Origin of the sequence: Sinorhizobium sp. 22678 (genome assembly GCF_052044265.1) — a bacterium.
GTDB lineage: Bacteria > Pseudomonadota > Alphaproteobacteria > Rhizobiales > Rhizobiaceae > Sinorhizobium > Sinorhizobium meliloti_A.
This window is the reverse complement of record NZ_JBQEMS010000002.1, coordinates 141,695-163,233: the sequence shown is the minus strand read 5'-3', so window position 1 is coordinate 163,233 and position 21,539 is coordinate 141,695. Positions and strand designations below refer to the sequence as shown.

The following is a 21,539-nucleotide window of genomic DNA, read 5'->3' as shown; positions in this document are numbered from 1 at the left end:
GTCTTAGAGGAGCTTGCTCAGGGCAACCGCCGTATCCGCCATGCGGTTCGAGAAGCCCCATTCATTGTCGTACCAGGACAGGATCGACACGAACTTGCCTTCCATCACCTTGGTCTGGTCCATGTGGAAGACCGAGGAATGCGGATCGTGGTTGAAGTCGACCGAGACGTTCGGCTGAAGCGTGTAGCCGAGAACGCCCTTGAGCGGGCCATCGGCGGCAGCCTTGATGGCGGCGTTGATCTCTTCCTTGGTCGTCTCGCGCTTGGCGACGAATTTCAGGTCGACCACCGAGACGTTCGGGGTCGGCACGCGCACCGAGATACCGTCGAGCTTGCCCTTGAGCTCCGGCAGAACGAGGCCAACCGCCTTGGCCGCACCCGTGGAGGTCGGGATCATCGACAGCGCCGCGGCGCGGGCGCGGTAGAGATCCTTGTGCATCTGGTCGAGCGACGGCTGGTCGTTGGTGTAGGAGTGGATCGTGGTCATCATGCCGTGATCGATGCCAATGGCATCGTGCAGCACCTTGGCGACCGGTACCAGGCAGTTGGTCGTGCAGGATGCGTTGGAGATGACGAGATGATCCTTCGTCAGCTTGTCGTGGTTGACGCCGTAGACGACGGTCAGGTCCGCACCGTCGGCCGGGGCCGAGACGATGACGCGCTTGGCGCCGGCTTCCAGGTGAGCGGCTGCCTTGTCACGGGCGGTGAAGATGCCGGTGCACTCCATCGCGATGTCGACGCCGAGTTCCTTGTGCGGCAGTTCCGCCGGATTGCGGATCGCGGTCACCTTGATCGGCTTGCCGTTGTTGATGACGATCGCGTCGCCGTCGACCTTCACGTCGGCCGGGAAGCGGCCGTGGATGGAATCGAAGCGCAGCAGGTGAGCATTGGTCTCGACCGGACCGAGGTCGTTGATGGCAACGACTTCAATGTCGGTGCGGCCGGATTCGACGATGGCGCGGAGAACGTTACGGCCGATGCGGCCAAAACCGTTAATGGCGACTTTCACTGTCATATCGGGTCTCTCCCTGTCAGAATGCGTGGGGTGGAAAGGAGGGCATCGGTGAATGTCCTCCTGGCTTGATCAGGACAGCTTGGCTTCGGCGGACGCAACCACGACTTCTGGCGTAATGCCGAAGTGCTTGTAGAGATCCTTGTAGGGGCCCGAAGCACCGAAGCTCGACATGCCGATGAAGATGCCGTCATTGCCGATGAAGTGGTCCCAGCCCTGGCGGATGCCGGCTTCGACGGCAATCTTGACCGGCGACGTGCCGATGATTGCCTGCTGGTAGTCTTCGCTCTGCTCGGCGAAAAGCTCGAAGCAGGGGACGGAGACGACGCGCGTTGCAATGCCCTTGGCGGTCAGCGTCTGGCAGGCCTTGACGGCGATCTCGACTTCCGAGCCGGTGGCGAAGATCGTCACCTGCGCATCGCTTGCCGAGATCAGGTCGTAGGCGCCGCGGGCGCAGAGGTTCTGCTCCTCATATTCCGTGCGCACCGCCATCAGGTTCTGGCGGGTGAGCGCAAGACCGGAGGGGCGCTTGCGGTTTTCCAGGGCAAGCTGCCAGCATTCGGCGGTCTCCGTCGCATCCGCGGGGCGGAACATCAGAAGGTTGGGGATGGCCCGAAGCGCGGCCATGTGCTCGACCGGCTGGTGGGTCGGCCCGTCCTCGCCGAGACCGATGGAATCATGCGTGAGCACGTGGATGACGCGGATGCCCATGAGCGCGGCAAGGCGGATCGACGGTCGGCAGTAATCCGAGAAGATCAGGAAGCCACCGGAATAGGGGATGAGGCCGCCATGCAGCGCCATGCCGTTCATTGCGGCCGCCATGCCGTGCTCGCGCACGCCGTAGTGGATATAACGGCCGGAGAAATCGTCCGGGGTGATGGAGTGTGTCTGGCTCGTCTTGGTATTGTTGGAGCCGGTCAGGTCGGCGGAGCCGCCGATCGTCTCGGCAAGTACGCCGTTGATGACTTCCAGCGCATCCTCCGAAGCCTTTCGCGTCGCCGGCGAGGGCTTGGTCTCGGCAAGCTTCTGCTTGTAGGCGCCGATCGCCGAGGCGAGGCTGCCTTCGAGCTCGCCGGAGAAGCGGCGGACGAACTGCGCCTTCTTCTCCGCCTCTGCGGCTTCGAGCCGCTCTTCCCATTCCTTGCGCGCCTTGGCCGACCGCAGGCCTGCGAGGCGCCAGGCGTCGAGCACGTCGGAGGGAACCGTGAACGCCTCGGCTTCCCAGCCGAGCGCCTTGCGGGTGGCGGCGATTTCCTCGGCGCCGAGCGGAGAACCGTGGACCTTGTGCGTACCGGCCTTGTTCGGCGCACCGAAGCCGATCACGGTCTTGCAGGCGATCATGGTCGGTTTGTCGGACTTCTGGGCTTCCTCGATCGCGGCGGCGATCGCTTCAGGATCATGGCCGTCGATGGCGATCGTGTGCCATTTGCTGGCGCGGAAGCGGGCGTGCTGGTCGGTCGAGTCGGCAATGGAGATCGGACCGTCGATCGAGATGTTGTTGTCGTCCCAAAAGACGATCAGCTTGTTGAGCTTCAGGTGGCCGGCAAGCGCGATCGCTTCCTGACTGATGCCTTCCATCAGGCAGCCGTCGCCGGCCAGCACATAGGTATAATGCTCCATCAACTCGCTGCCGAACTCCTCGCGCAGCTTGCGTTCGGCGATCGCCATGCCGACGGAATTGGCAATGCCCTGGCCGAGCGGACCGGTGGTCGTCTCGATGCCGGCGGCGTGGCCGTATTCCGGATGGCCCGCCGTGCGCGAACCCAGCTGGCGGAAGTTCTTGATCTCGTCGATGGTGATGTCGTCGTAGCCCGTGAGGTAGAGCAGCGAATAGAGCAGCATGGACCCATGGCCGGCCGACAGGACGAAGCGGTCGCGGTTCGGCCAGGCGGGGTTTTTAGGGTCGAAGCTCAAATAGCGGGTGAACAGCACTGTTGCGATATCGGCGGCGCCCATCGGGAGGCCGGGGTGGCCGGAATTTGCCTTCTCGACGGCGTCCATGGAGAGGAAGCGGATTGCATTCGCCATCCGGTCGTGTTTTTCGCGAGAGATCATGACTGTTCCGTTTGCGTTCGGTGGTCAGGGGACGGTCTCTATCCTCCAAAGACCGCATGAGAAGCGGCAGACACATAGCAGGTGCGTGAGCCGAGTCAATAAATACGGGCCCTCCGCGACCAAATGCGGCGGCCCCCCGCGCGGTCCCTCTCGAACCGCAGGAACGCCGCCGGCCGGTGGCCGGTTCGGGAAGCGAAATCGACCATCCACAGCTTCCGCAGTTCAATGCCGCGCTTGGCATTGTTGAGACTTGCGTAATAGGTTTAAAAAGAAAAGGGCCGAAGTGATGAAAGCTCTACGATTCGGCCTTGGAGCGAGGCCCGTCCAGGCAAGGTGCAAGCGCTCCGCACTTTGTTTTAGGGCAGGGCGAAGCCGCTCCCCCTAGAGAGGTATCGGAAGACATGCCGGCAAAGACGGTCAAGGCGGCGATCGACGAGTTGCGCAACGCGGTTCAGTCACTTGAAATCGCGATCGACGGCCGCTTCGACAAGGAAAAGGATGTGAGCGAGTTCGAAGGCGAGGTCAGGCGGGTCAATGAGGACCGGTCTCGCCTGGCACAGGAACTCGACCAATCCCAATTCCGCGCCAACCGGTTGGAAGAGGTCAATCGCGAGGTATCCCGTCGTCTCGTGACGGCGATGGAGACCATTCGCGCGGTGCTGGATCGCTGAGGTTCTGAACGTATGGCGCAGGTGACGGTAACGATCGACGGCAAGGCCTATCGCATGGCCTGCGAGGAAGGGCAGGAAGAGCACCTCGGCGACCTCGCGACCAGGTTCGACCAGTATGTCGGCCATCTGAAGGCCCAGTTCGGCGAAATAGGCGACCTCAGGATCACCGTCATGGCAGGCATCATGGTCATGGACGAGTTGAGCGAGGTCAATCGCCGGCTGAAGAGTATCGAGGCCGAAGTGGACGATCTGAAGAGGGGCCGCGACACCGCGCTTTCGGATCACACGAGAAGCGAGGAGGCGCTTGCCTCGGCGCTCGGTGAAGTGACGGCGCAGATTCAGGACATCGCCGCCAAGCTCAACGGGCGGCCGACTCCCCCGACAAATTGAGTCCGGCCTGCGATTTCGCAGAAATTATGCAGCTCCACGGCATCCGGCTCTGGTGAAAAGCCCCGGGACGCTCTATATCTGCCGGGCGATCTGCGCTTCCCGACAGGAACCACAATCCCCGGGGCCATACACGATCTCAAGGGAACTGTCCCTGGCCGGACCCGTGGGTCCGGGCATACGGTGCCCACCTACCTAGTAGGTACCCGGGATCGTAAACTCTCCATCGGTCGTCGTGGATCGCACTTCTTCCCTTTCCTTCTCGCTCGGTGCCCGGAACGCGCGGCGGATTGCATCCGCCATCGCGTCGACCGTCGGCGACCGGTTCCCGCGTCTCGTCCGCAGCACGACATTCGACATATCGATGATGCCGAAGCCATCCGCCTCGGTAAGCTCGCGGCAGCCGGGCGGTATGGTGCTTCGCGACAGGGGCGCAATGGCGAGGCCTGAAACGACGGCGGCGATGAGCCCGCCGCTCGTGCGGCTCACATAGGCGACGCGGTTCTCGATATTCCGGGTCGTCAGGCTGCGCAGGGCCAGGTCGTCGCACCAGCCGCCTTCCGCATAAGTATAGGTCGCGATGGGCAGGGGCTGCCGCAAATGGGTGCCATGCTGCTCGGAGGTCGCCCAAACGGTTGGGTTTACCATCAGAACCTCGCTGCGGGTTCGTCCGCCCGGTTCGAAGACGACGGCGATGTCGAGTTCTCCGGCCGCGAGCGCTGCCGAGTTGGCCATGGAGGTTTCCTGACGCACCGTCACTTCGACGCCGGGATGAATGGCCGCGAAAGCGCCGAGCGCCTTCGGCAGGGTGGAATTGACATATTCCTCGGAAATCCCGATCCGGACGGACCCGTCGAGCGCCGGTGAGCGCATCGCCGCAGCCGTATCGTCGAGAAGGGTAACGATCCGGCGCGCATTGTCGACAAGGCGCCGGCCCTCAACGGTCAGTATCACGCCACGCGAATGGCGTTCGAAGAGCGCGGATCCGATGAGATCCTCAAGCCTGCGGATCTGCATGCTGACGGCCGATTGGGTGCGCCGCACCATGTCGGCAGCGCGTGTGACATTGCCGGTGTCGGCCACCGCGAGGAAGGTTCTGAGCAGGTCGCTGTCGAGCGGTGCTGTCATGTCGTTGCCATAAGAAACGCTGATGACAGGCATGGTTGCAATTCATTTGTCACATGTCAAGGACGGCGCAAAGATGGACCTGTCGCCATCCTTCCGAGGTCCTCGCCATGCCCGTTCTGGTCGTCTCAGCACAGCCCGTCAGAAGCTCCTCCCCGCCGCTTGCGACGGCCCTTGCTCGCTGGCGGCTGTGGCTTTCGCTTCGCACGCAATGGGCGCTGGTGAGCCGCCGCGGCGACCGGCACCTTCTGGCAGACGCCGCTATCCCCGCCACGTATCGCCTCGGATGCGAGGAAGACCGGCGCCACCGTGACGCAGTCCGGCATCTGCACTGGATGCTCTGAGGCAACTCCTTCGAGAATTGGCATCCCTAAGCCATTGTGGCACACGCACGAGTCGCAAAGTATTGCGAAAGCGGCGCCCGCATGGTTCCGCTTCGGGGTCGTTTTGCGCTATGGCATGGCGTTGAGGTTGATCACCGCGGCAATATTCGCCCGCAGGGGAAGGTTGGATGTCACCCAAGGATCTGAAAGCAGCTTTGAGGAAGGAGCGCCTGGCGCTCCGCGATGCCATGCCGGCGGAAGCGCGTATCGAGGCGAGCCTTGCCATGGCCGATCATGCGGCCGAGGTCATCGCGCTCGATCCCGGACACGTCGTCTCGGGCTTCTGGCCGATCCGTTCGGAGGCCGACGTCCGGCCGCTGATGGTGCGGCTCAGGGATCGCGGTGCGCGCCTCTGCCTGCCGGTGATCCTGGACAGCAAGGCCATCGTTTTCCGGGAACTGCTCGACGGCATCGCGGTCGTCGAAACCGGCTTCGGCACCACCGGCCCCGGCCCCGATGCGCCGGAAGTCGATCCGGACATCATGCTCGTACCGCTCTCGGCCTTCGATGCCGTGGGCCATCGGATCGGCTATGGCGCCGGCTATTATGATCGGGCGATCGACCGGCTGCGCCGCAAAGGCCACATGCCGCGCCTGATCGGGATTGCATTCGACTGCCAGGAAGTGGCATCAGTGCCGGCTGAACCGCACGACGTGGCGCTGGACGCCGTATTGACGGAGAGCGGTTTTCGGCATTTCTGAGCGGGATGAGGATTTTGCGCGGATTCCGCCACATCCTGCTTAAAATTCATTGAACCGACCACGTGCATGAATTGGAGTCGATCCAGATTGCCTTGGTCCAAGCGGGATTGAACGGCATGCGACTTCTGTTTCTGGGGGATATGGTGGGCAAGACGGGCCGCATGGCCGTCTGGGAGCGCCTCCCGGGACTCGTGAGCGATCTCAAGCTCGACTTCGTCATCGTCAATGGCGAGAACGCTGCCGGCGGATTCGGCATAACCGAAGACATCTTTCTCGAGACGATCAGCGCCGGTGCCGACGTAGTGACCACCGGCAATCACGTCTGGGATCAGAAGGAGGCGGTGGTCTTCTGCGAGCGGCACGATCAGTTCCTGCGGCCGGCAAACTATCCTGCCGGGACTCCGGGTCGCGGTTCCAATCTCTTCTTCGCGCGAAACGGCGCCCGCGTTCTGGTTGCCAATGTCATGGGGCGCGTCTTCATGCATCCCGAGCTCGACGATCCCTTCAAGACGGCCGAGGCGATCCTCGACGCCTGCCCGCTCGGCGAGCAGGCCGATGCAGTCGTCTTCGATTTTCACGCCGAGGCCACGAGCGAGAAGCAATGCTTCGGCCACTTCGTCGACGGGCGTGCCAGCCTGGTGGTCGGCACGCACACCCATGTGCCGACGGCGGACCATCAGATACTCAACGGTGGCACCGGCTATATGAGCGATGCCGGCATGTGCGGCGACTACGACTCGTCCTTGGGGATGGACAAGGAAGAGCCGCTCAACCGCTTCATCTCGAAGATGCCCAAGGGTCGCTTCGAAGCGGCATCCGGCCCGGCGACCATCTGTGGCGTCGGGATCGAGATTTCGGACCGGACGGGGTTGGCGGAAAAGATCGCGCCGCTCAGGATCGGCCCGCGCCTAGCTGAGACGATCCCGCAATTCTGGGTTTGAGCGGCTGGGCTTCCTCCGTCTGCGCATCCATTTCCGGATGCGGGCGCTCTGTTCGGATCTCCTTTTTTCAAGGGTGACAGACCCGCCAAATGGTGGCAGGTTAGCGACCAAAATGAGAGCCGCACCGCACGCGGCCGCTATTCGTAAGTTTCCATGCCAATAATTGAAACGGGATGCGGTCGGAGGCGCTCATACTTTCGCTCATCCCGGCGTACAGCGCCGCGCGTTCCTCAGACGCGCAGAGGTCGCTGCAGCATTTTGATTGCTGCATGTGTCTTCCTTTGACCGAAAACGATCAAGGGAAACATGCAGGTAATGCAGCCGGAGTTCCATAGCGTCGCAGCTCGGTCGGGCGCACAGAGTCGCTGTGGCGCTCCGGTATCCAAAGGCGCCGCACCAATTGCAGTCCCGGTGCCGGCGATCTGACGTTCAGATATCTGGAGAGCGTGCATGTTGCGAAAGTGGCGTCTGCCGGCCATCGCCGGCTTTTTCGTCTCCCTTCTCGTTTCGGTCCCGGCAGGCGCGCAGGATGCGCAGTTGCCGACGGTGACCGTCGCCAAACCGGTCGTGCGCGATGTCGTCGACGCCGACGAATTCATCGGCCGCTTCGAAGCGGTCGACCAGGTCGCGATCCGCGCACGGGTCGGCGGCTATCTCGATCAGGTCTTCTTCACCGACGGCGCCATGGTGAAGAAGGGCGACAAGCTCTTCGTCATAGACCAGCGGCCGTTCCGCACCGCCCTTTCCCAGGCGGAAGCCTCGCTCGAGGCTGCGCGATCGACCCTTGTCTTCGCGGAGACCACGTTCAAGCGAACGGAATCGCTCGCGGGATCGGGCACGCTCTCGGTGTCCAGGCTCGATGACGACCGCCGTGCGCTGCTCGCGGCCCAGGCGAATGTGCGCGGCGCCGAGGCGGCCGTCGAGCGCGCAAAGCTGGATCTGGATTACACGACCATCACGGCGCCGCTGAGCGGACGCGTCGACCGGCGTCTCATTTCCCCCGGCAATCTGGTACAAGCGGACCAGACGGTGCTGACGACGATCGTCTCGCTCGATCCGATCGATTTCTATTTCGACGTCGACGAGCGCCGGCTGCTCTCCTATGCGCGTACGGCTCGGGACCGCGGCAGCGCTTTGCAGGAGGGGGCGGGCTCCATCCCGGTGCTGGTCACGATCGCCGACGCCAACGAGCCGCCATTCGAGGGCAAGCTCGACTTCGCGGAGAACCGGGTCGACAACCAGACGGGTACGATGCGGGTGCGCGCGCGCCTCGCAAACCCCAAATTGATCCTGCAGCCCGGCCTGTTCGGCCGCGTAGAAGTGGAGGGATCGAACACCTACCGGGCGGTTCTGGTGCCTGACGAGGCAATCGCCGCCGACCAGAACGAACGCATCGTCTACACGGTCGGCGAGGATGGCAGCGTCGCAACCAAACCGGTGCGTCTTGGTCCCAGGCTCCACGGTTACAGGGTCATCCGCAGTGGCTTGACGGGGGAGGAGACGATCGTCGTCAACGGTCTCATGCGCGTCCGGCCGGGCGTAAAGGTCAAGCCCGAGCTCATCGTCCTGCCCCCCGAGGCCGCGCAATCGGCGGAGAATGCCCAATGAGGTTCGCGCATTTCTTTGTCGACAGACCGATCTTCGCGTCGGTGCTTTCGATCGTTCTGCTGATCGTCGGCAGCATCGCCTATTTCCAGCTTCCGGTGGCGCAGTATCCGGAGATCGCGCCGCCTACCATCGTCGTGCGCGCCTCCTATCCGGGCGCGGATGCTGAGACCGTCGCCAATACCGTTGCCACCCCGCTCGAGCAGGAGATCAACGGCGTGGAGAACATGCTCTACATGTCCTCCTATGCCACCGCTGACGGCTCGATGGCGCTGACGATCACCTTCAAGCTGGGGACCGATCTCGATCAGGCGCAGGTGCTGGTGCAGAACCGTGTCTCGATCGCCGAGCCCCGGCTTCCCGAGGAAGTCCGGCGCATCGGCGTAACCACGACGAAGAGCTCGCCGGACCTGATGATGGTCGTTCATCTGCTTTCGCCGAACGACCGCTATGACCAGCTTTATGTTTCCAACTACGCCCGCACGCGCATTCGCGACATATTGGTCCGGCTGGACGGAGTCGGCGACGTTCTTCTGTTCGGCGAGCGTGAATATGCGCTGCGCATCTGGCTCGACCCCCAGAAGCTCTCCGCCTACGGCATGACCGCAGGCGATGTCGTCTCCGCGCTGCGTGAGCAGAACGTCCAGGTCTCGGGCGGATCCATCGGCGGTCCGCCGATGTCGAGCGACAGCGCCTTCCAGTATACGGTGACCACCGACGGCCGCTTCAGCGACGCTCGCCAGTTCCGCTACGTCATCGTCAAAGCGACCGAAGAAGGCAGGCTCGTCCAGTTGCAGGACGTCGCCCGCATCGAACTCGGTGCGCGCGAATACGTGACCAACAGCTATCTCAACGGCAGCCCCGCCGTCGCGCTCGGCATCTTCTCCCGCCCCGGCAGCAATGCGCTCGCTGCGGCCGACGCGATCCAGGCGACGATGACCGAACTTTCGCGGGACTTTCCCGAAGGGCTCGAATACAGGATCATCTACAATCCGACGGAATTCATCTCGGAATCCATCGACGAGGTCTACAAGACGATCGGGGAAGCCGCGCTCCTCGTCGCTCTGGTCGTGATCGTGTTCCTGCAGTCGTGGCGCACGGCGATCATTCCGATCGTCGCCATCCCCGTTTCGCTCGTCGGCACATTTGCGCTTCTCTATGCCTTCGGCTTTTCACTGAACATGCTGACGCTGTTCGGCCTGGTTCTCGCGATCGGCATCGTGGTCGACGACGCGATCGTCGTTGTCGAGAACGTCGAGCGCAACCTTGCGCGCGGGATGACGCCGCGAGAGGCGGCGCATGTGACGATGGACGAGGTGGGCGCCGCGGTCATCGCGATCTCGCTCGTCCTGACGGCAGTGTTCGTGCCGACCGCGTTCATTCCGGGTATTGCCGGGCAGTTCTACCTGCAATTTGCGGTGACGATCGCAGTCGCGACGGTGATCTCCGCGGTCAATTCCCTGACGCTCTCGCCGGCGCTTGCCGCAATCCTGTTGCGGCCGCACGAGAACCACGAGCATGAGAGCCGCAATCCCCTGACGCGGATCGGCCGCGGTTTTGCCAACGGCTTCAACCGCGGCTTCGACCGCATGGCCGATGGGTATGCATGGACGGTGCGCCACCTCGTCAGGACGCGGATCGCCTTAGCCGGGGCGCTCGTCGTCTTCGTCGCCCTGCTCGGAGCCACCTGGTACATGGCACAGGTCGTGCCTCGCGGCTTCATACCCACGATGGACCAGGGCTATGCCATCGTCGTCATTCAGCTTCCGGACGGTGCCTCTCTCGAGCGCACCGATAAGGTCGTCCGGCGGGCCTCGGAGATTATCCGGGAGGTACCCGGCGTAAAGGATGCTGTCGCCTTTGCCGGTTTCAACGGCGCGACCTTCACCAATGCATCCAATTCCGGCGTGATATTCACGCCCTTCGACAGCTTCGAAGAACGCCTCGAGCAAAAGCTGAGTGCGGAACAGATCATCGGCCAGATCTTCGGTGCGATGCAAGGCATTCAGGAGGCTTTCATCATCGCCGTTCCGCCACCCTCCGTGCGAGGCATCGGCAATTCGGGCGGCTTCAAGATGCAGATCATGGACCGCCAGAGCGCCGACATGCGCCGGGCGCTCGGGCTCGCCCATCAGATGATGGGAGCGGCCAACCAGACGGAGGGGCTGACCGGCGTCTTCACCACCTTCACGGCCTCCAGCCCGCAATTCTTCCTGGCGATCGATCGCGACAAGGCGCGGGCGCTGAACGTGCCGATTCCCAATATTTTCGAGACACTCTCGATCAATCTGGGGACGTCCTACGTCAACGATTTCAACGCCTTCGGCCGCGTCTATCAGGTCCGTGCCCAAGCCGACCAGCAATTCCGGCTGGAGCGGGAGGACATCCTTGCGCTTAAGGTACGCTCCGCCTCGGGCGCCCTGGTGCCGCTCGGCACGCTCGTCGAGATCCGCGATACGAGCGGACCGGCGCTCGTCCAGCGCTACAACATGTATGTCTCGGTCCCCGTTCAGGGCAATCCGGCGCCGGGCGTTTCGACGGGCAGCGCCCTGGACAAGATGGAAGCACTTGCAGGTCAGATCCTGCCGCAGGGCACCACCTTCGAATGGACGGAACTCGCTTTGCAGGAGCGCCAGACCGGCAACACTGCGGTCTTCATCTTCGCGCTTTCGGTGGTCTTCGTTTTCCTGGCGCTCTCTGCGCAATACGAAAGCTGGGTGCTGCCGCTGGCCATCATCCTGATCGTGCCGCTTGCCGTGCTCGCGGCGCTTCTCGGCGTTTCGATCCGGGGCTTCGACAACAATGTGCTGACCCAGATCGGGCTTATCGTCCTGATCGGTCTTGCCGCGAAGAACGCGATCCTCATCGTGGAATTCGCCCGCCAGGGCGAGGAGGAGGGCAAGACGCCGATCGAGGCGGCGATCGATGCGAGCCGGCTGAGGCTGCGGCCGATCCTGATGACCGCTTTCGCTTTCATCCTCGGCGTCGTGCCGCTCGTCATCGCCACGGGACCCGGCGCCGAAATGCGCCAGTCGCTCGGCACGGCGGTCTTTGCCGGCATGCTCGGGGTCACCGTCCTCGGCCTGTTCCTGACGCCGGTCTTCTATGTGGCCCTGCGCTCATTGCGGCGCAAGCGTGCACCGGCTGCCGCGCCGGCGCCGGCGCCGGGGGAGTGAAGAGACCAGTGCATCGGCAATGACGCAATTGTGAGCGGCCGCCGGTCGTTAGACGCTGGACGCGATCGCGGCCTTGAATGATCCTGCGTGCCGCCCGGCATGAGCAGCAATGCGCTATGCGGGCGGAATACCAGAGCAAGTTTTTCTTCCCGCACATGTGAGAGGTGAAGGATGCTGCTGCGATACCTTGCCTACACCGTGACCGTCATCTGGATTATCCATGCGCTCTGGCCGACACCGGCGCACGCGCAGCAGGCGGAAGCCCATGTGAGCCAATGCCAAGCGATCGCGGCAGCCACGCCGGCGGCGACGTTCGCCAGCTTCTCGGCCCCCGCCGCCGCTCCCGCGGCATCTGCCGACACAAGCGAGGTGACGATCACCTTTCTCGGTCATTCGACCTTCCTGATCGAAACGCCGGGGGGAGTTTCGATCGCCACCGACTACAACGGCTGGTTCCGCACGCCGTCGCCGCCAACGGTGGTGACGATGAACAGGGCGCATTCCAGTCATTACACCCTGGCGCCGGATCCGGCGATCCGGCATGTCCTGCACGGCTGGGGGGACAACGGCGAGCCGGCGGATCATGACCTCGTCGTCGGCGACGCCTATATCCGCAATGTGACCACGGATATCCGTTCGGGTTTCGAGGGAATGGAACGGGACGGCAATTCGATCTTCATTTTCGAGATTGCCGGGCTCTGCATCGGCCATCTCGGCCATCTGCACCACGAGCTCGACGAAAGCCATTACCGGCAAATCGGCCGGATCGACGTGCTCATGGTGCCGGTGGACGGCGGTCTGACGATGGGAGCGGAGAGCATGAGCCGCGTCGTCTCGCGACTGCGCTCGGCGCTGATCCTGCCGATGCACAGGCCGATGACCAACAACTTTCTGGCGATGTTCGGAGACGACTTCGACAAGCGCTTCGCCACGGAGCCTTCCGTGAAGGTGTCGCTGCGCTCCCTGCCGAGGAGACCGCTCATCTATGTCCTGCAGGGTGTTTGAGGACCGCCGCAGCGCATTTCCGTCTCCTGAAAACACGACGCGCCTGCTGGACTGGACGCGGCAATGAAACTATAAGGCGCCCGATCTCACCGAAATCACGCATGCAGAGGGCGTCATGGCTGGCCATTCACAGTTCAAGAACATCATGCACCGCAAGGGCCGTCAGGATGCGGTGCGCTCCAAAACGTTTTCCAAGCTCGCGCGCGAAATCACCGTCGCAGCAAAAACCGGCCTTCCCGACCCGACGATGAACCCGCGCCTGCGTCTGGCGATCCAGAACGCCAAGGCGCAGTCGATGCCGAAGGACAATATCGAACGCGCGGTCAAGAAGGCTGCGGGCGGCGATGCCGAGAATTACGAAGAAGTCCGCTACGAGGGCTACGGCCCGGGCGGCGTCGCAGTCATCGTCGAGGCGTTGACGGACAACCGCAACCGCACCGCCTCCAACGTACGCTCCACCTTCACCAAGGCGGGCGGGGCGCTCGGCGAAACCGGTTCGGTTTCCTTCTCCTTCGATAGGGTCGGTGAAATCACCTACAAGCTGTCCGCCGGCGACGCCGACAAGGTGATGGAAGCGGCAATCGAAGCGGGTGCCGACGACGTCGAGACCGACGAGGAAGGCCACACCATCACCTGCGGCTTCGAGGATATCGGCGAAGTATCGAAAGCGCTCGAAGGCACGCTCGGCGAGGCGGAGACCGTAAAGGCCGTCTGGAAGCCGCAGAATACCGTGCCGGTGGATGAGGAAAAGGCACAGTCGCTGATGAAGCTCATTGACAATCTCGAAGATGACGACGACGTCCAGAACGTCTATTCGAACTTCGAGGTCTCCGACGAGGTTCTGGCGAAGCTTTCCGCCTGAGCGTTCGGAATATCCGTTGCAATTGACCCGCATCGCTCCGAGCGATGCGGGTCAATTGCTGTTCGCGTCAGGCGGCGGCGAGATCGCGTTGCGCTTGGGCAAACAGCTTCACCGACCGCAACCGCGCTTCCATGTCGAAGATCGGCATTGAGACGATCAGCTCGTCCGCCCGGGTGAGATCCACGAATGCCTCGATCTTTCGGCGGATCGTCTCGGGGCCGCCGACCACCGCGTAGCTCATTGCATGGTCGACGAAAATCTTCTCGTCCTGGCTCCAGAGGCCGTCCATCGATTTGACCGGCGGCGGGAAGCGCCCGCGGGCATTGCGGCGAAGCGCGACGAAGGATTGCTGCATGGAGGTGAAGAGGTGGTTCGCCTCATCGTCGGTGTCCGCGGCGACACCCATGACGCCCACCATGACATGCGGCTTGTCGAGCTGGGGCGACGGGGTGAAGCGCTCGCGATATATTTCGAGTGCGGAAAGCAGCATGTCCGGCGCAAAATGCGAGGCGAAGGCGAAGGGAAGGCCGAGCATGCCGGCGAGATGGGCGCTGAAATGGCTCGAACCGAGCAGCCAGATCGGCACGTTCGAATCCGCGCCCGGAACGGCGATGATCTTCTGGTCTTCGGTCGCCGGGCCGAGCAACGCCTGCAGTTCGACGACATCGTTGGGGAAGTTGTTGGCGCTCGCCTCCATGTTGCGGCGGAGCGCCTGCGCCGTTCTCATGTCCGTGCCGGGCGCGCGGCCGAGGCCGAGATCGATGCGGCCGGGGTAAAGCGCCGCAAGCGTGCCGAATTGCTCGGCTATGACGAGCGGTGAATGATTGGGCAGCATGATGCCGCCCGAGCCGACGCGGATCCTCCGCGTGGCCGAAGCCACATGCGAAATCACGAGAGACGTCGCGGCGCTGGCAATGCCTTTCATGCCATGGTGTTCGGCCAGCCAGAAGCGCTCATAGCCGTTCTCCTCCGCGGCGATTGCCAGCCGCCGCGAATTTTCGAGCGACTCTGCGATGCTGCCCCCTTCGGTGATCGGCGACAGGTCGAGAATGGAGAAGGGGATCATGGCGGGCTTTCAATTAAGAGAAATTGATCTTCCGCAATGTAGGTTCAAGTTTCCTTACGCCAAGGGTGCACCGGCGCTTTTAGGCAAGGCGCGACCATTTCTGTGTAATGTTTTTGTTTTGTTCACTTTTTGCTGGCAGCGTCCCGTCGACCGAAATAGGGTGAAGCATGCAGACTACGATTCGCATCATCGGCATCGATCCGGGCTTGAGGCGCACCGGCTGGGGGGTCATCGAAACGCTCGGCAATTCGCTGCGTTTCGTCGCTTCCGGCACCGTCACTTCCGATGGCGAGATGGACCTTGCCTCCCGCCTCTGCCAGTTGCATGACGGGCTTGCCGAGGTGGTGCACGGCTATCAGCCGCACGAGGCCGCTGTCGAACAGACCTTCGTCAACAAGGATGCGACGGCGACGCTGAAGCTCGGCCAGGCGCGCGGCATCGCCATGCTGGTGCCGGCCCGGGCGGGCTTGAGGGTCGCGGAATACGCGCCAAACGCCGTCAAGAAGGCCGTGATCGGCGTCGGCCACGGCGAAAAGCAGCAAATACACATGATGCTGAAGGTGCTGATGCCCAAGGCCGAGTTCAAAGGCAACGATGCCGCCGACGCGCTCGCCATCGCCATCTGCCACGCCCATAACAGGCAGGCGGTGACGAGCCGCCTTGCGGCGCTTGCGGGGTAGGCCGGGCAACGACATTTCTTCGAAGACGACGGACCAACACCATCCAGAGAGACCAGATGATCGGCAAGCTCAAGGGCACGATAGACGAGATCGGCGAGGATCACGTGGTTCTCGACGTGCATGGGGTCGGGTATGTCGCCCATTGTTCGGCGCGTACGCTCGGAAAGCTCGGAAGCGCCGGAGAGGCGGCCGTTCTCTTCATCGAGACCTATGTGCGCGAGGATCAGCTGAAGCTGTTCGGGTTCTTGAGCGCGTTGGAACGCGAATGGTTCCGCCTGCTTCAGAGCGTTCAGGGTGTGGGATCCAAGGTGGCGCTGGCGGTGCTCTCTACGCTGACCCCCGGGGAACTCGCCAACGCGATCGCCTTGCAGGACAAGACGTCGATCTCGCGCGCGCCGGGCGTGGGTCCGAAAGTTGCCGTGCGTATCGTCACCGAACTCAAGAACAAGGCTCCGGCCTTTGCCGGCGAGATGGCACCGTCGATCGGCCTGAAGCAGGAGCTCGGCGAAGGCGTTGCCGCGGCGCCGGTTGCGGACGCGGTCTCGGCGCTCACCAATCTCGGCTATTCGCGAGACCAGGCGGCCAATGCCGTTGCGGCTGCGCTGAAAAACGGCGGGGAGGGCGGCGACAGCGCCAAGCTGATCCGCCTCGGCTTGAAGGAGTTGTCGCGGTGAGGAAGCGGCGAGCCTTCCTGCGGCCACAAAAGCATTGGAGTAGAGGGACGCTGGCCGTTCTCGCTGGATTGATCCGGGCGCCGCTATTATGGTTGAGCGCGGCAGCGACGGTGACCGCGCCTCAACGCCGGTGCCCCTATGGCCGCGGACAGCCCGAAACGGAAGCAATGACATGAGCGAAGCCGCACGTCTGATCGCGCCGGAAAAGCGAGGCGAAGACCTCGATGCGACCATGCGCCCGCAGACGCTCGACGACTTCACCGGCCAGGCGGAAGCGCGCGCCAATCTGAAGATTTTCATCGAGGCGGCGCGCAACCGCGGCGAAGCGCTCGACCACGTACTCTTCGTCGGCCCGCCCGGGCTCGGCAAGACGACGCTGGCGCAGATCATGGCGAAGGAGCTCGGCGTCAATTTTCGCTCGACTTCCGGGCCGGTGATCGCCAAGGCCGGTGACCTTGCGGCGCTGCTCACCAACCTCGAAGAGCGCGACGTGCTCTTCATCGATGAAATCCACCGCCTCAATCCGGCCGTCGAGGAAATCCTCTATCCGGCCATGGAGGATTTCCAGCTCGACCTCATCATCGGCGAGGGGCCGGCGGCCCGTTCGGTGAAGATCGATCTCGCGAAGTTCACCCTGGTGGCGGCGACGACGCGCCTCGGACTGCTGACGACGCCGCTGCGCGATCGCTTCGGCATCCCCGTGCGGCTCAATTTCTATACGGTCGAGGAGTTGGAGCTGATCGTCCGGCGTGGCGCGCGGCTGATGGGTCTCGGCATGACCGACGAAGGCGCGCGCGAGATTGCCCGCCGTGCGCGCGGCACGCCTCGCATTGCCGGCCGTCTCCTGCGCCGGGTGCGCGACTTCGCCGAAGTCGCACGGGCGGAGGCCGTGACGCGGAAGATTGCCGACGAGGCGCTGACCCGGCTGCTCGTCGACAGCAAGGGTCTCGACCAGCTCGACCGGCGGTATCTGACGATGATCGCCCAGAATTTCGGCGGCGGGCCGGTGGGGATCGAGACCATCGCCGCCGGGCTTTCCGAGCCGCGCGACGCGATCGAAGACATCATCGAGCCCTATCTGATCCAGCAGGGCTTCATCCAGCGCACGCCGCGTGGTCGCGTGCTCACGGCGAATGCCTGGAAGCATCTCGGCCTCAATCCGCCACGGGACGTCGAGGCAAGCCAATTCCGGCTGACGCTCGAGGACGATTGAAATGATCACCCGGAGGGGCTTCATGAAGGTCCTCGGCGGTGGATTGGCGAGCGCCGTGGCCCTGGGCAGCTACGCCTTCGCCATCGAACCGCTTGCGCGTCTGAGGGTGGCCCGCTACGCCGTGACGCCACCGGGATGGACGCCCGGCCTTAAGCTCCGCCTGGTCGCGCTCGCGGATATTCACGCCTGCGAACCCTGGATGTCTGCGCGCCGCATCACATCCATCTGCGAGCGCGCCAACGACCTCGGCGGCGACGTGACAGTCCTTCTCGGCGACTACGCTTCCGGCATGAATCTCGTGACGCGGTATGTCCATGCGAGCGAGTGGTCGAAGGCGCTTGCCACGCTCACGGCGCCCCTTGGCGTCCATGCCATCATGGGAAATCATGATTGGTGGGAAGACATGACGGCCCAGAAGAACGGCGGCGGCGATACCTTCGGCCATCGGGCATTGGCCGGGGTCGGCATTCAGGTGCACAGCAATCGCGCGGTCCGCCTTGAGAAGAGCGGCTTCCCTTTCTGGCTCGCGGGGCTCGAGGACCAGCTTGCGCTCCTGCCGGGACGGAAATGGAAACGCGCGTGGATGGCTGGGCTCGACGATCTCGATGGCACGCTTGCACAGGTGACGGACGAGGCGCCAGTGATCCTGCTCGCGCACGAGCCGGACATTTTTCCGAAGGTGCCCTCGCGGGTCGCATTGACGCTGTCCGGTCACACCCATGGCGGACAGGTGCGCTTTGCCGGCCACTCGCCCGTCGTGCCGTCGCGTTTCGGTGACCGGTACGCCTATGGTCATATCGTCGAGCATGATCGCAACCTCATCGTCTCGGGCGGCCTTGGCTGCTCCATCGCGCCGATCCGTTTCGGCGTGCCGCCGGAGATTGTGGTCGTCGATCTCGGATGAGTGGAAATCGCCCCCATCCGCCTGCCGGTCACCGTCTCCCCGCAAGTTCCCGGATCGTCGCAGCCAGTCTTTCCCTTCCGCCCGGCATCCAGCCGAGAGCGCGCAGCTTCTCCGTCGACATCGTCTTGAATTCGGCGGCTTCCGCTGCCGGCGGCAGCGGGTGCGGACAGCCGGTTGCGGTCTGGAGAAAGGAAAGAATCTCGCGGTTGTCGGTCAGCACGTCGGAGACGTTGAACACCTGACCGGATATTCTCGCCGGTTCGGTCTCGAGCATGAGGCGGACGGCCTGGGCGACATCGTCGCCATGGACTTCCGTGCCGATGCGCCCTGGTACCGGCCGGCCGGCAATGTAATCGGAAAAGAGATCGCTCCACTTGTGTTCTCGTCCCGAGCCGGCGGGACCATAGACACCGGTGACTCGCAGGCTCGTCGTGACGAAACTGTGGTCGGTCATCGATTTCAAAGCGTTCTCGGTGGCGAGCTTTACCTGTCCGTAGAGCGTGTCCGGAGCGGCAGGTGAGGTCTCTGCGACAAGGGGCGGCGCCGTGTCGCCGTAAACCGCGCGGCTCGACAGGAAAACGCAGCGGCGTACGCCGGCGGCGCGCGCTTCCTCGAAAAGGCGAACGGAGCCGTCGAGATTGGCGCGGCGGAAACCCCGGGGGTCATCACCCTCGCCTCCGCGATATCTGCCCTCGACATGCTCGAAGGCGGCATGGACGAAATAATAGATATCGCCGAACGCGCCGGCCTGGTCCGCATCCGCATCGAGACACAGAGGCACATGGGACACCCGTTGCGAATACAAGCCAGCAGGGGGCGGAGAGCGCCCGCCGACCGTGACTTCATAGCCGTTTGCCAGCAGGTGCTCGACGATGAAGCGGCCGACGAATCCGGTGCCGCCGGAGACGAGAACGCGGGTCATGGCGACGTCGGACCCGCCTGCGGCGGATTGGCAAGACCGGCAATATCCGGAATTTGATTGCCGGTCAGATAGGCGTGCCAGAGATCGATCAGCGGGCGCAGCACGTCCGCGCGCGGATGATCCTTCTCCCACGGCTTTTCATACTGGTAGTGAAGCACCCCGATCGAGCGCCAGTCCCAAAGCCCAGGCAGGTTGAACCACACATATTGCAGCATGTTCATCGTCACCGGCAGTCCATGCCAATCGGGGAAGAAGCTTTGCAGAAAGGTCTGGTCCGTGCGCGGCCAGAAGGCGTCCGGCGCATCGAGGGCCGCGAGCATCTTCTCGAAGGTCGCGACGGCCGGCTCGGCGACGAAGACGCCGGAGTTCAGGCGGTGGAAGTCCGCGAGACTCTCATAGACGTTCGGCGCCGCGGCAAATTCCGGATAGAGAAACAGCTTGTCGATGTTGCGCAACACGATCGCGTCGGCATCGATGAAGATGCAGCGTTCGTATTCCACGAGTTGCCACAGCCTTATCTTGCAGAAATTGTCGAGCGGCGAATGGAAATCGGGCTTGCGACCTTTGGTGAAGGGTGCCTGCTCATGCACGTTGCGGCGTTGATGCCGGGCGTTGAATTCGTCCGAGAGCGGCAGCAGATCGGTTTGGATCAGGCGGCAGTCGAATTCGCGCAGCGGCTCGAGAGCGGCGGCATCCACCCCTCCGGTGTGGAGCACGACGATATCGGCGGGCGTGCGGGTGAGGCGGATCGATCTGAGCAGGGCCCGCGCACCGAGCGCGTAGTCGCTATTGGTGACGAGCGTCACGAAAGCGTGGCGCGCAGTCACCGTAGAGGAGGGGCTGAGCCCCTCCGGACTGGCGAAGACGCGGCTCATGAAACGGATTTCAGCCGCTTGCCCTCCGGATCGTGGTTGATCAAGGGGGCGATGTCCTTCGTCCAGGCGGAAATGGCCGGCACGCGCGAGCGATCGACGCGATAGGCGAATTTCTTCGCCACATCGACGATCTCCGAAAGCAGTCCGTCTTCGAGCCGAACCGGATTGAGGCCGAGCGCGAGGAATTTCTCGTTCTGCACCACGAGCTCGTTCTCGGCCGCTTCCTTGCGCGGATTGGGAAGCCAGGCGATTTTCGCGCCGGTCATGCGTGCGACCATCTCGGCGAGATCGCGGATGCGATGCGTTTCCGTCATCTGGTTGAATATCTCGACACGGCTGCCGCGCGCCGGCGGGTTCTTGAGCGCGAGTTCGATGCAGCGCACCGAGTCCTGAATATGGATGAAGGCACGCGTCTGGCCCCCGGTTCCGTGAACCGTCAGCGGATAGTCGATTGCTGCCTGGATCAGGAAACGGTTGAGGACGGTTCCGTAATCGCCGTCGTAGTCGAAGCGGTTGATGAGCTGCGGATGACGCCGCGTCTGTTCCGTATGCGTGCCCCAGACGATGCCCTGATGCAGATCGGTGATCCTGAGGCCGTCATTCTTCGCATAAAACTGGAAGAGCAGCTGATCCAGGCACTTGGTCATGTGATAGACGGAGCCCGGGTTGGAAGGATAGAGGATTTCCTGGTTCACCGTCTCTCCGCCCATGGTCTCGATGCCGACGGGCAGGTAGCCTTCAGGGATCGCGGCCCCGATCGTGGAATAGCCGTAAACGCCCATCGTACCGAGATGCACGAGATGCGCATCGAGGTCGAGTTCGACCAGTGCGTTGAGGAGGTTGTGGGTCGCGTTGACGTTGTTGTTGACCGTGTAATTCTTGTGCCTGTCGCTCTTCATCGAATAGGGAGCGGCCCGCTGCTCGGCGAAGTGGACCACCGCATCGGGCCGATGCTCCGCCAGCCAATTCTTCAGGAGTTCGTAGTCGCGGGCGAGATCGATCAGATTGAAGTGGATACGCCGGCCGGTTTCGGCGTGCCAGATCCGCGTGCGCTCCTGGATGGAATCCATCGGCGTCAGAGATTGCACGCCGAGTTCCGTGTCGATCCAGCGGCGGGAGAGATTGTCGAGGATGTGAACGTCGTGGCCCGCATCGGACAAATGCAGGGCGGTGGGCCAGCCGACGAAACCATCACCGCCGAGGACTGCGATCTTCATGCACGATTCTCCTGCTCGGGAAGAGGACAGGGTCCTGATAGGATAGGATTGTGACAAAGCTGCAGT

The 21,539-nt window shown here is 63.2% G+C and carries 19 protein-coding genes, 1 other RNA gene and 1 pseudogene; 14 read left to right on the top strand and 7 right to left on the bottom strand.

Features of this window, described 5'->3' with window-relative positions:
- Positions 1-3 precede the first annotated feature (3 nt).
- Entirely contained in the window at positions 4-1,014 is a 1,011-nt protein-coding gene (gene gap / locus ACTJKL_RS04210; RefSeq protein ID WP_018096824.1) for a type I glyceraldehyde-3-phosphate dehydrogenase, read from the bottom strand.
- Between the two features lie 69 nt (positions 1,015-1,083).
- Positions 1,084-3,066, bottom strand: a complete 1,983-nt coding sequence (tkt, locus tag ACTJKL_RS04205; RefSeq protein ID WP_440852240.1) for a transketolase — start codon at positions 3,064-3,066, stop codon at positions 1,084-1,086.
- A 401-nt stretch (positions 3,067-3,467) separates the two neighbouring features.
- On the opposite strand from tkt, the gene ACTJKL_RS04200 reads away from it, so the two are divergent.
- The 3 genes from ACTJKL_RS04200 to ssrS all read left to right on the top strand — a co-directional run bounded on the left by ACTJKL_RS04200 (position 3,468) and on the right by ssrS (position 4,370).
- Positions 3,468-3,737, top strand: a complete 270-nt coding sequence (locus ACTJKL_RS04200; RefSeq protein ID WP_018096826.1) for a DUF4164 domain-containing protein — start codon at positions 3,468-3,470, stop codon at positions 3,735-3,737.
- A 12-nt stretch (positions 3,738-3,749) separates the two neighbouring features.
- Positions 3,750-4,127: a cell division protein ZapA gene (locus tag ACTJKL_RS04195; RefSeq protein ID WP_018096827.1), complete on the top strand. Its 378-nt coding sequence runs from the start codon at positions 3,750-3,752 to the stop codon at positions 4,125-4,127.
- Between the two features lie 84 nt (positions 4,128-4,211).
- Positions 4,212-4,370, top strand: a non-coding RNA gene (ssrS, locus tag ACTJKL_RS04190) — 6S RNA.
- Between the two features lie 90 nt (positions 4,371-4,460).
- On the opposite strand, the pseudogene ACTJKL_RS04185 reads toward ssrS, so the two are convergent.
- Positions 4,461-5,171, bottom strand: a pseudogene (locus ACTJKL_RS04185) (LysR family transcriptional regulator); the annotation flags it as partial.
- Positions 5,172-5,359: 188 nt separating this feature from the next.
- Here ACTJKL_RS04185 and ACTJKL_RS04180 point away from each other — a divergent pair.
- From ACTJKL_RS04180 to ACTJKL_RS04150, 7 genes are all read left to right on the top strand, one after another.
- Positions 5,360-5,593 carry a hypothetical protein gene (locus ACTJKL_RS04180; protein WP_100672971.1) on the top strand — a complete coding sequence of 78 codons (234 nt, stop codon included), beginning with the start codon at positions 5,360-5,362 and terminating at the stop codon, positions 5,591-5,593.
- Between the two features lie 167 nt (positions 5,594-5,760).
- Positions 5,761-6,333, top strand: coding sequence for a 5-formyltetrahydrofolate cyclo-ligase (locus tag ACTJKL_RS04175; RefSeq protein ID WP_026168795.1), 573 nt, complete (start codon positions 5,761-5,763; stop codon positions 6,331-6,333).
- 116 nt (positions 6,334-6,449) lie between these two features.
- Positions 6,450-7,274 (top strand): TIGR00282 family metallophosphoesterase, encoded by an 825-nt coding sequence (locus tag ACTJKL_RS04170; RefSeq protein WP_013844839.1) that lies wholly within the window; start codon positions 6,450-6,452, stop codon positions 7,272-7,274.
- A 450-nt stretch (positions 7,275-7,724) separates the two neighbouring features.
- Positions 7,725-8,882, top strand: a complete 1,158-nt coding sequence (locus ACTJKL_RS04165) for an efflux RND transporter periplasmic adaptor subunit (RefSeq protein WP_100672972.1) — start codon at positions 7,725-7,727, stop codon at positions 8,880-8,882.
- A complete protein-coding gene (locus ACTJKL_RS04160) occupies positions 8,879-12,055 on the top strand; it encodes an efflux RND transporter permease subunit (RefSeq protein WP_100672973.1) in 3,177 nt (1,058 codons plus the stop codon). The genes ACTJKL_RS04165 and ACTJKL_RS04160 overlap by 4 nt, the downstream gene beginning before the upstream one ends.
- 171 nt (positions 12,056-12,226) lie before the next feature.
- Positions 12,227-13,060 (top strand): MBL fold metallo-hydrolase, encoded by an 834-nt coding sequence (locus tag ACTJKL_RS04155; RefSeq protein ID WP_275599904.1) that lies wholly within the window; start codon positions 12,227-12,229, stop codon positions 13,058-13,060.
- Between the two features lie 115 nt (positions 13,061-13,175).
- The gene (locus ACTJKL_RS04150) at positions 13,176-13,922 is read left to right on the top strand and encodes a YebC/PmpR family DNA-binding transcriptional regulator (protein ID WP_440852239.1); all 747 of its coding nucleotides are present in this window, start codon (positions 13,176-13,178) and stop codon (positions 13,920-13,922) included.
- 67 nt (positions 13,923-13,989) lie between these two features.
- On the opposite strand, the gene ACTJKL_RS04145 is transcribed toward ACTJKL_RS04150, so the two are convergent.
- Complete coding sequence (locus ACTJKL_RS04145) at positions 13,990-14,988, bottom strand: LLM class flavin-dependent oxidoreductase (protein WP_324762303.1); 999 nt, start codon at positions 14,986-14,988, stop codon at positions 13,990-13,992.
- Positions 14,989-15,155: 167 nt separating this feature from the next.
- Here ACTJKL_RS04145 and ruvC point away from each other — a divergent pair, with 167 nt between their 5' ends.
- From ruvC to ACTJKL_RS04125, 4 genes are all read left to right on the top strand, one after another.
- Complete coding sequence (gene ruvC / locus ACTJKL_RS04140; protein ID WP_018096835.1) at positions 15,156-15,668, top strand: crossover junction endodeoxyribonuclease RuvC; 513 nt, start codon at positions 15,156-15,158, stop codon at positions 15,666-15,668.
- A 56-nt stretch (positions 15,669-15,724) separates the two neighbouring features.
- On the top strand, positions 15,725-16,342 hold the full coding sequence (gene ruvA / locus ACTJKL_RS04135) for a Holliday junction branch migration protein RuvA (protein WP_003535964.1): 618 nt from the start codon (positions 15,725-15,727) through the stop codon (positions 16,340-16,342).
- A gap of 172 nt (positions 16,343-16,514) precedes the next feature.
- Positions 16,515-17,555, top strand: a complete 1,041-nt coding sequence (ruvB, locus tag ACTJKL_RS04130; RefSeq protein WP_440852238.1) for a Holliday junction branch migration DNA helicase RuvB — start codon at positions 16,515-16,517, stop codon at positions 17,553-17,555.
- 1 nt (position 17,556) lies between these two features.
- Positions 17,557-18,459, top strand: coding sequence for a metallophosphoesterase (locus ACTJKL_RS04125; RefSeq protein ID WP_100672978.1), 903 nt, complete (start codon positions 17,557-17,559; stop codon positions 18,457-18,459).
- A 28-nt stretch (positions 18,460-18,487) separates the two neighbouring features.
- Here ACTJKL_RS04125 and ACTJKL_RS04120 read toward each other — a convergent pair whose 3' ends face one another.
- The 3 genes from ACTJKL_RS04120 to ACTJKL_RS04110 are packed head-to-tail and all read right to left on the bottom strand — an operon-like array spanning position 18,488 to position 21,473.
- Positions 18,488-19,381: an NAD-dependent epimerase/dehydratase family protein gene (locus tag ACTJKL_RS04120; protein ID WP_440852237.1), complete on the bottom strand. Its 894-nt coding sequence runs from the start codon at positions 19,379-19,381 to the stop codon at positions 18,488-18,490.
- The gene (locus ACTJKL_RS04115; RefSeq protein ID WP_100672980.1) at positions 19,378-20,256 is read right to left on the bottom strand and encodes a glycosyltransferase; all 879 of its coding nucleotides are present in this window, start codon (positions 20,254-20,256) and stop codon (positions 19,378-19,380) included. Before ACTJKL_RS04115 ends, ACTJKL_RS04120 begins: the two co-directional genes overlap by 4 nt.
- Complete coding sequence (locus tag ACTJKL_RS04110) at positions 20,253-21,473, bottom strand: NAD-dependent epimerase/dehydratase family protein (protein ID WP_275597382.1); 1,221 nt, start codon at positions 21,471-21,473, stop codon at positions 20,253-20,255. Before ACTJKL_RS04110 ends, ACTJKL_RS04115 begins: the two co-directional genes overlap by 4 nt.
- Positions 21,474-21,539: the final 66 nt, after the last annotated feature.

Excerpts from the sequence above, each read along its gene's own strand:
- gap (WP_018096824.1), bottom strand. The coding sequence starts at position 1,014 with ATGACAGTGAAAGTCGCCATTAACGGTTTTGGCCGCATCGGCCGTAAC.
- tkt (WP_440852240.1), bottom strand. The coding sequence starts at position 3,066 with ATGATCTCTCGCGAAAAACACGACCGGATGGCGAATGCAATCCGCTTC.
- ACTJKL_RS04200 (WP_018096826.1), top strand. The coding sequence starts at position 3,468 with ATGCCGGCAAAGACGGTCAAGGCGGCGATCGACGAGTTGCGCAACGCG.
- ACTJKL_RS04195 (WP_018096827.1), top strand. The coding sequence starts at position 3,750 with ATGGCGCAGGTGACGGTAACGATCGACGGCAAGGCCTATCGCATGGCC.
- ACTJKL_RS04180 (WP_100672971.1), top strand. The coding sequence starts at position 5,360 with ATGCCCGTTCTGGTCGTCTCAGCACAGCCCGTCAGAAGCTCCTCCCCG.
- ACTJKL_RS04175 (WP_026168795.1), top strand. The coding sequence starts at position 5,761 with ATGTCACCCAAGGATCTGAAAGCAGCTTTGAGGAAGGAGCGCCTGGCG.
- ACTJKL_RS04170 (WP_013844839.1), top strand. The coding sequence starts at position 6,450 with ATGCGACTTCTGTTTCTGGGGGATATGGTGGGCAAGACGGGCCGCATG.
- ACTJKL_RS04165 (WP_100672972.1), top strand. The coding sequence starts at position 7,725 with ATGTTGCGAAAGTGGCGTCTGCCGGCCATCGCCGGCTTTTTCGTCTCC.
- ACTJKL_RS04160 (WP_100672973.1), top strand. The coding sequence starts at position 8,879 with ATGAGGTTCGCGCATTTCTTTGTCGACAGACCGATCTTCGCGTCGGTG.
- ACTJKL_RS04155 (WP_275599904.1), top strand. The coding sequence starts at position 12,227 with ATGCTGCTGCGATACCTTGCCTACACCGTGACCGTCATCTGGATTATC.
- ACTJKL_RS04150 (WP_440852239.1), top strand. The coding sequence starts at position 13,176 with ATGGCTGGCCATTCACAGTTCAAGAACATCATGCACCGCAAGGGCCGT.
- ACTJKL_RS04145 (WP_324762303.1), bottom strand. The coding sequence starts at position 14,988 with ATGATCCCCTTCTCCATTCTCGACCTGTCGCCGATCACCGAAGGGGGC.
- ruvC (WP_018096835.1), top strand. The coding sequence starts at position 15,156 with ATGCAGACTACGATTCGCATCATCGGCATCGATCCGGGCTTGAGGCGC.
- ruvA (WP_003535964.1), top strand. The coding sequence starts at position 15,725 with ATGATCGGCAAGCTCAAGGGCACGATAGACGAGATCGGCGAGGATCAC.
- ruvB (WP_440852238.1), top strand. The coding sequence starts at position 16,515 with ATGAGCGAAGCCGCACGTCTGATCGCGCCGGAAAAGCGAGGCGAAGAC.
- ACTJKL_RS04125 (WP_100672978.1), top strand. The coding sequence starts at position 17,557 with ATGATCACCCGGAGGGGCTTCATGAAGGTCCTCGGCGGTGGATTGGCG.
- ACTJKL_RS04120 (WP_440852237.1), bottom strand. The coding sequence starts at position 19,381 with ATGACCCGCGTTCTCGTCTCCGGCGGCACCGGATTCGTCGGCCGCTTC.
- ACTJKL_RS04115 (WP_100672980.1), bottom strand. The coding sequence starts at position 20,256 with ATGAGCCGCGTCTTCGCCAGTCCGGAGGGGCTCAGCCCCTCCTCTACG.
- ACTJKL_RS04110 (WP_275597382.1), bottom strand. The coding sequence starts at position 21,473 with ATGAAGATCGCAGTCCTCGGCGGTGATGGTTTCGTCGGCTGGCCCACC.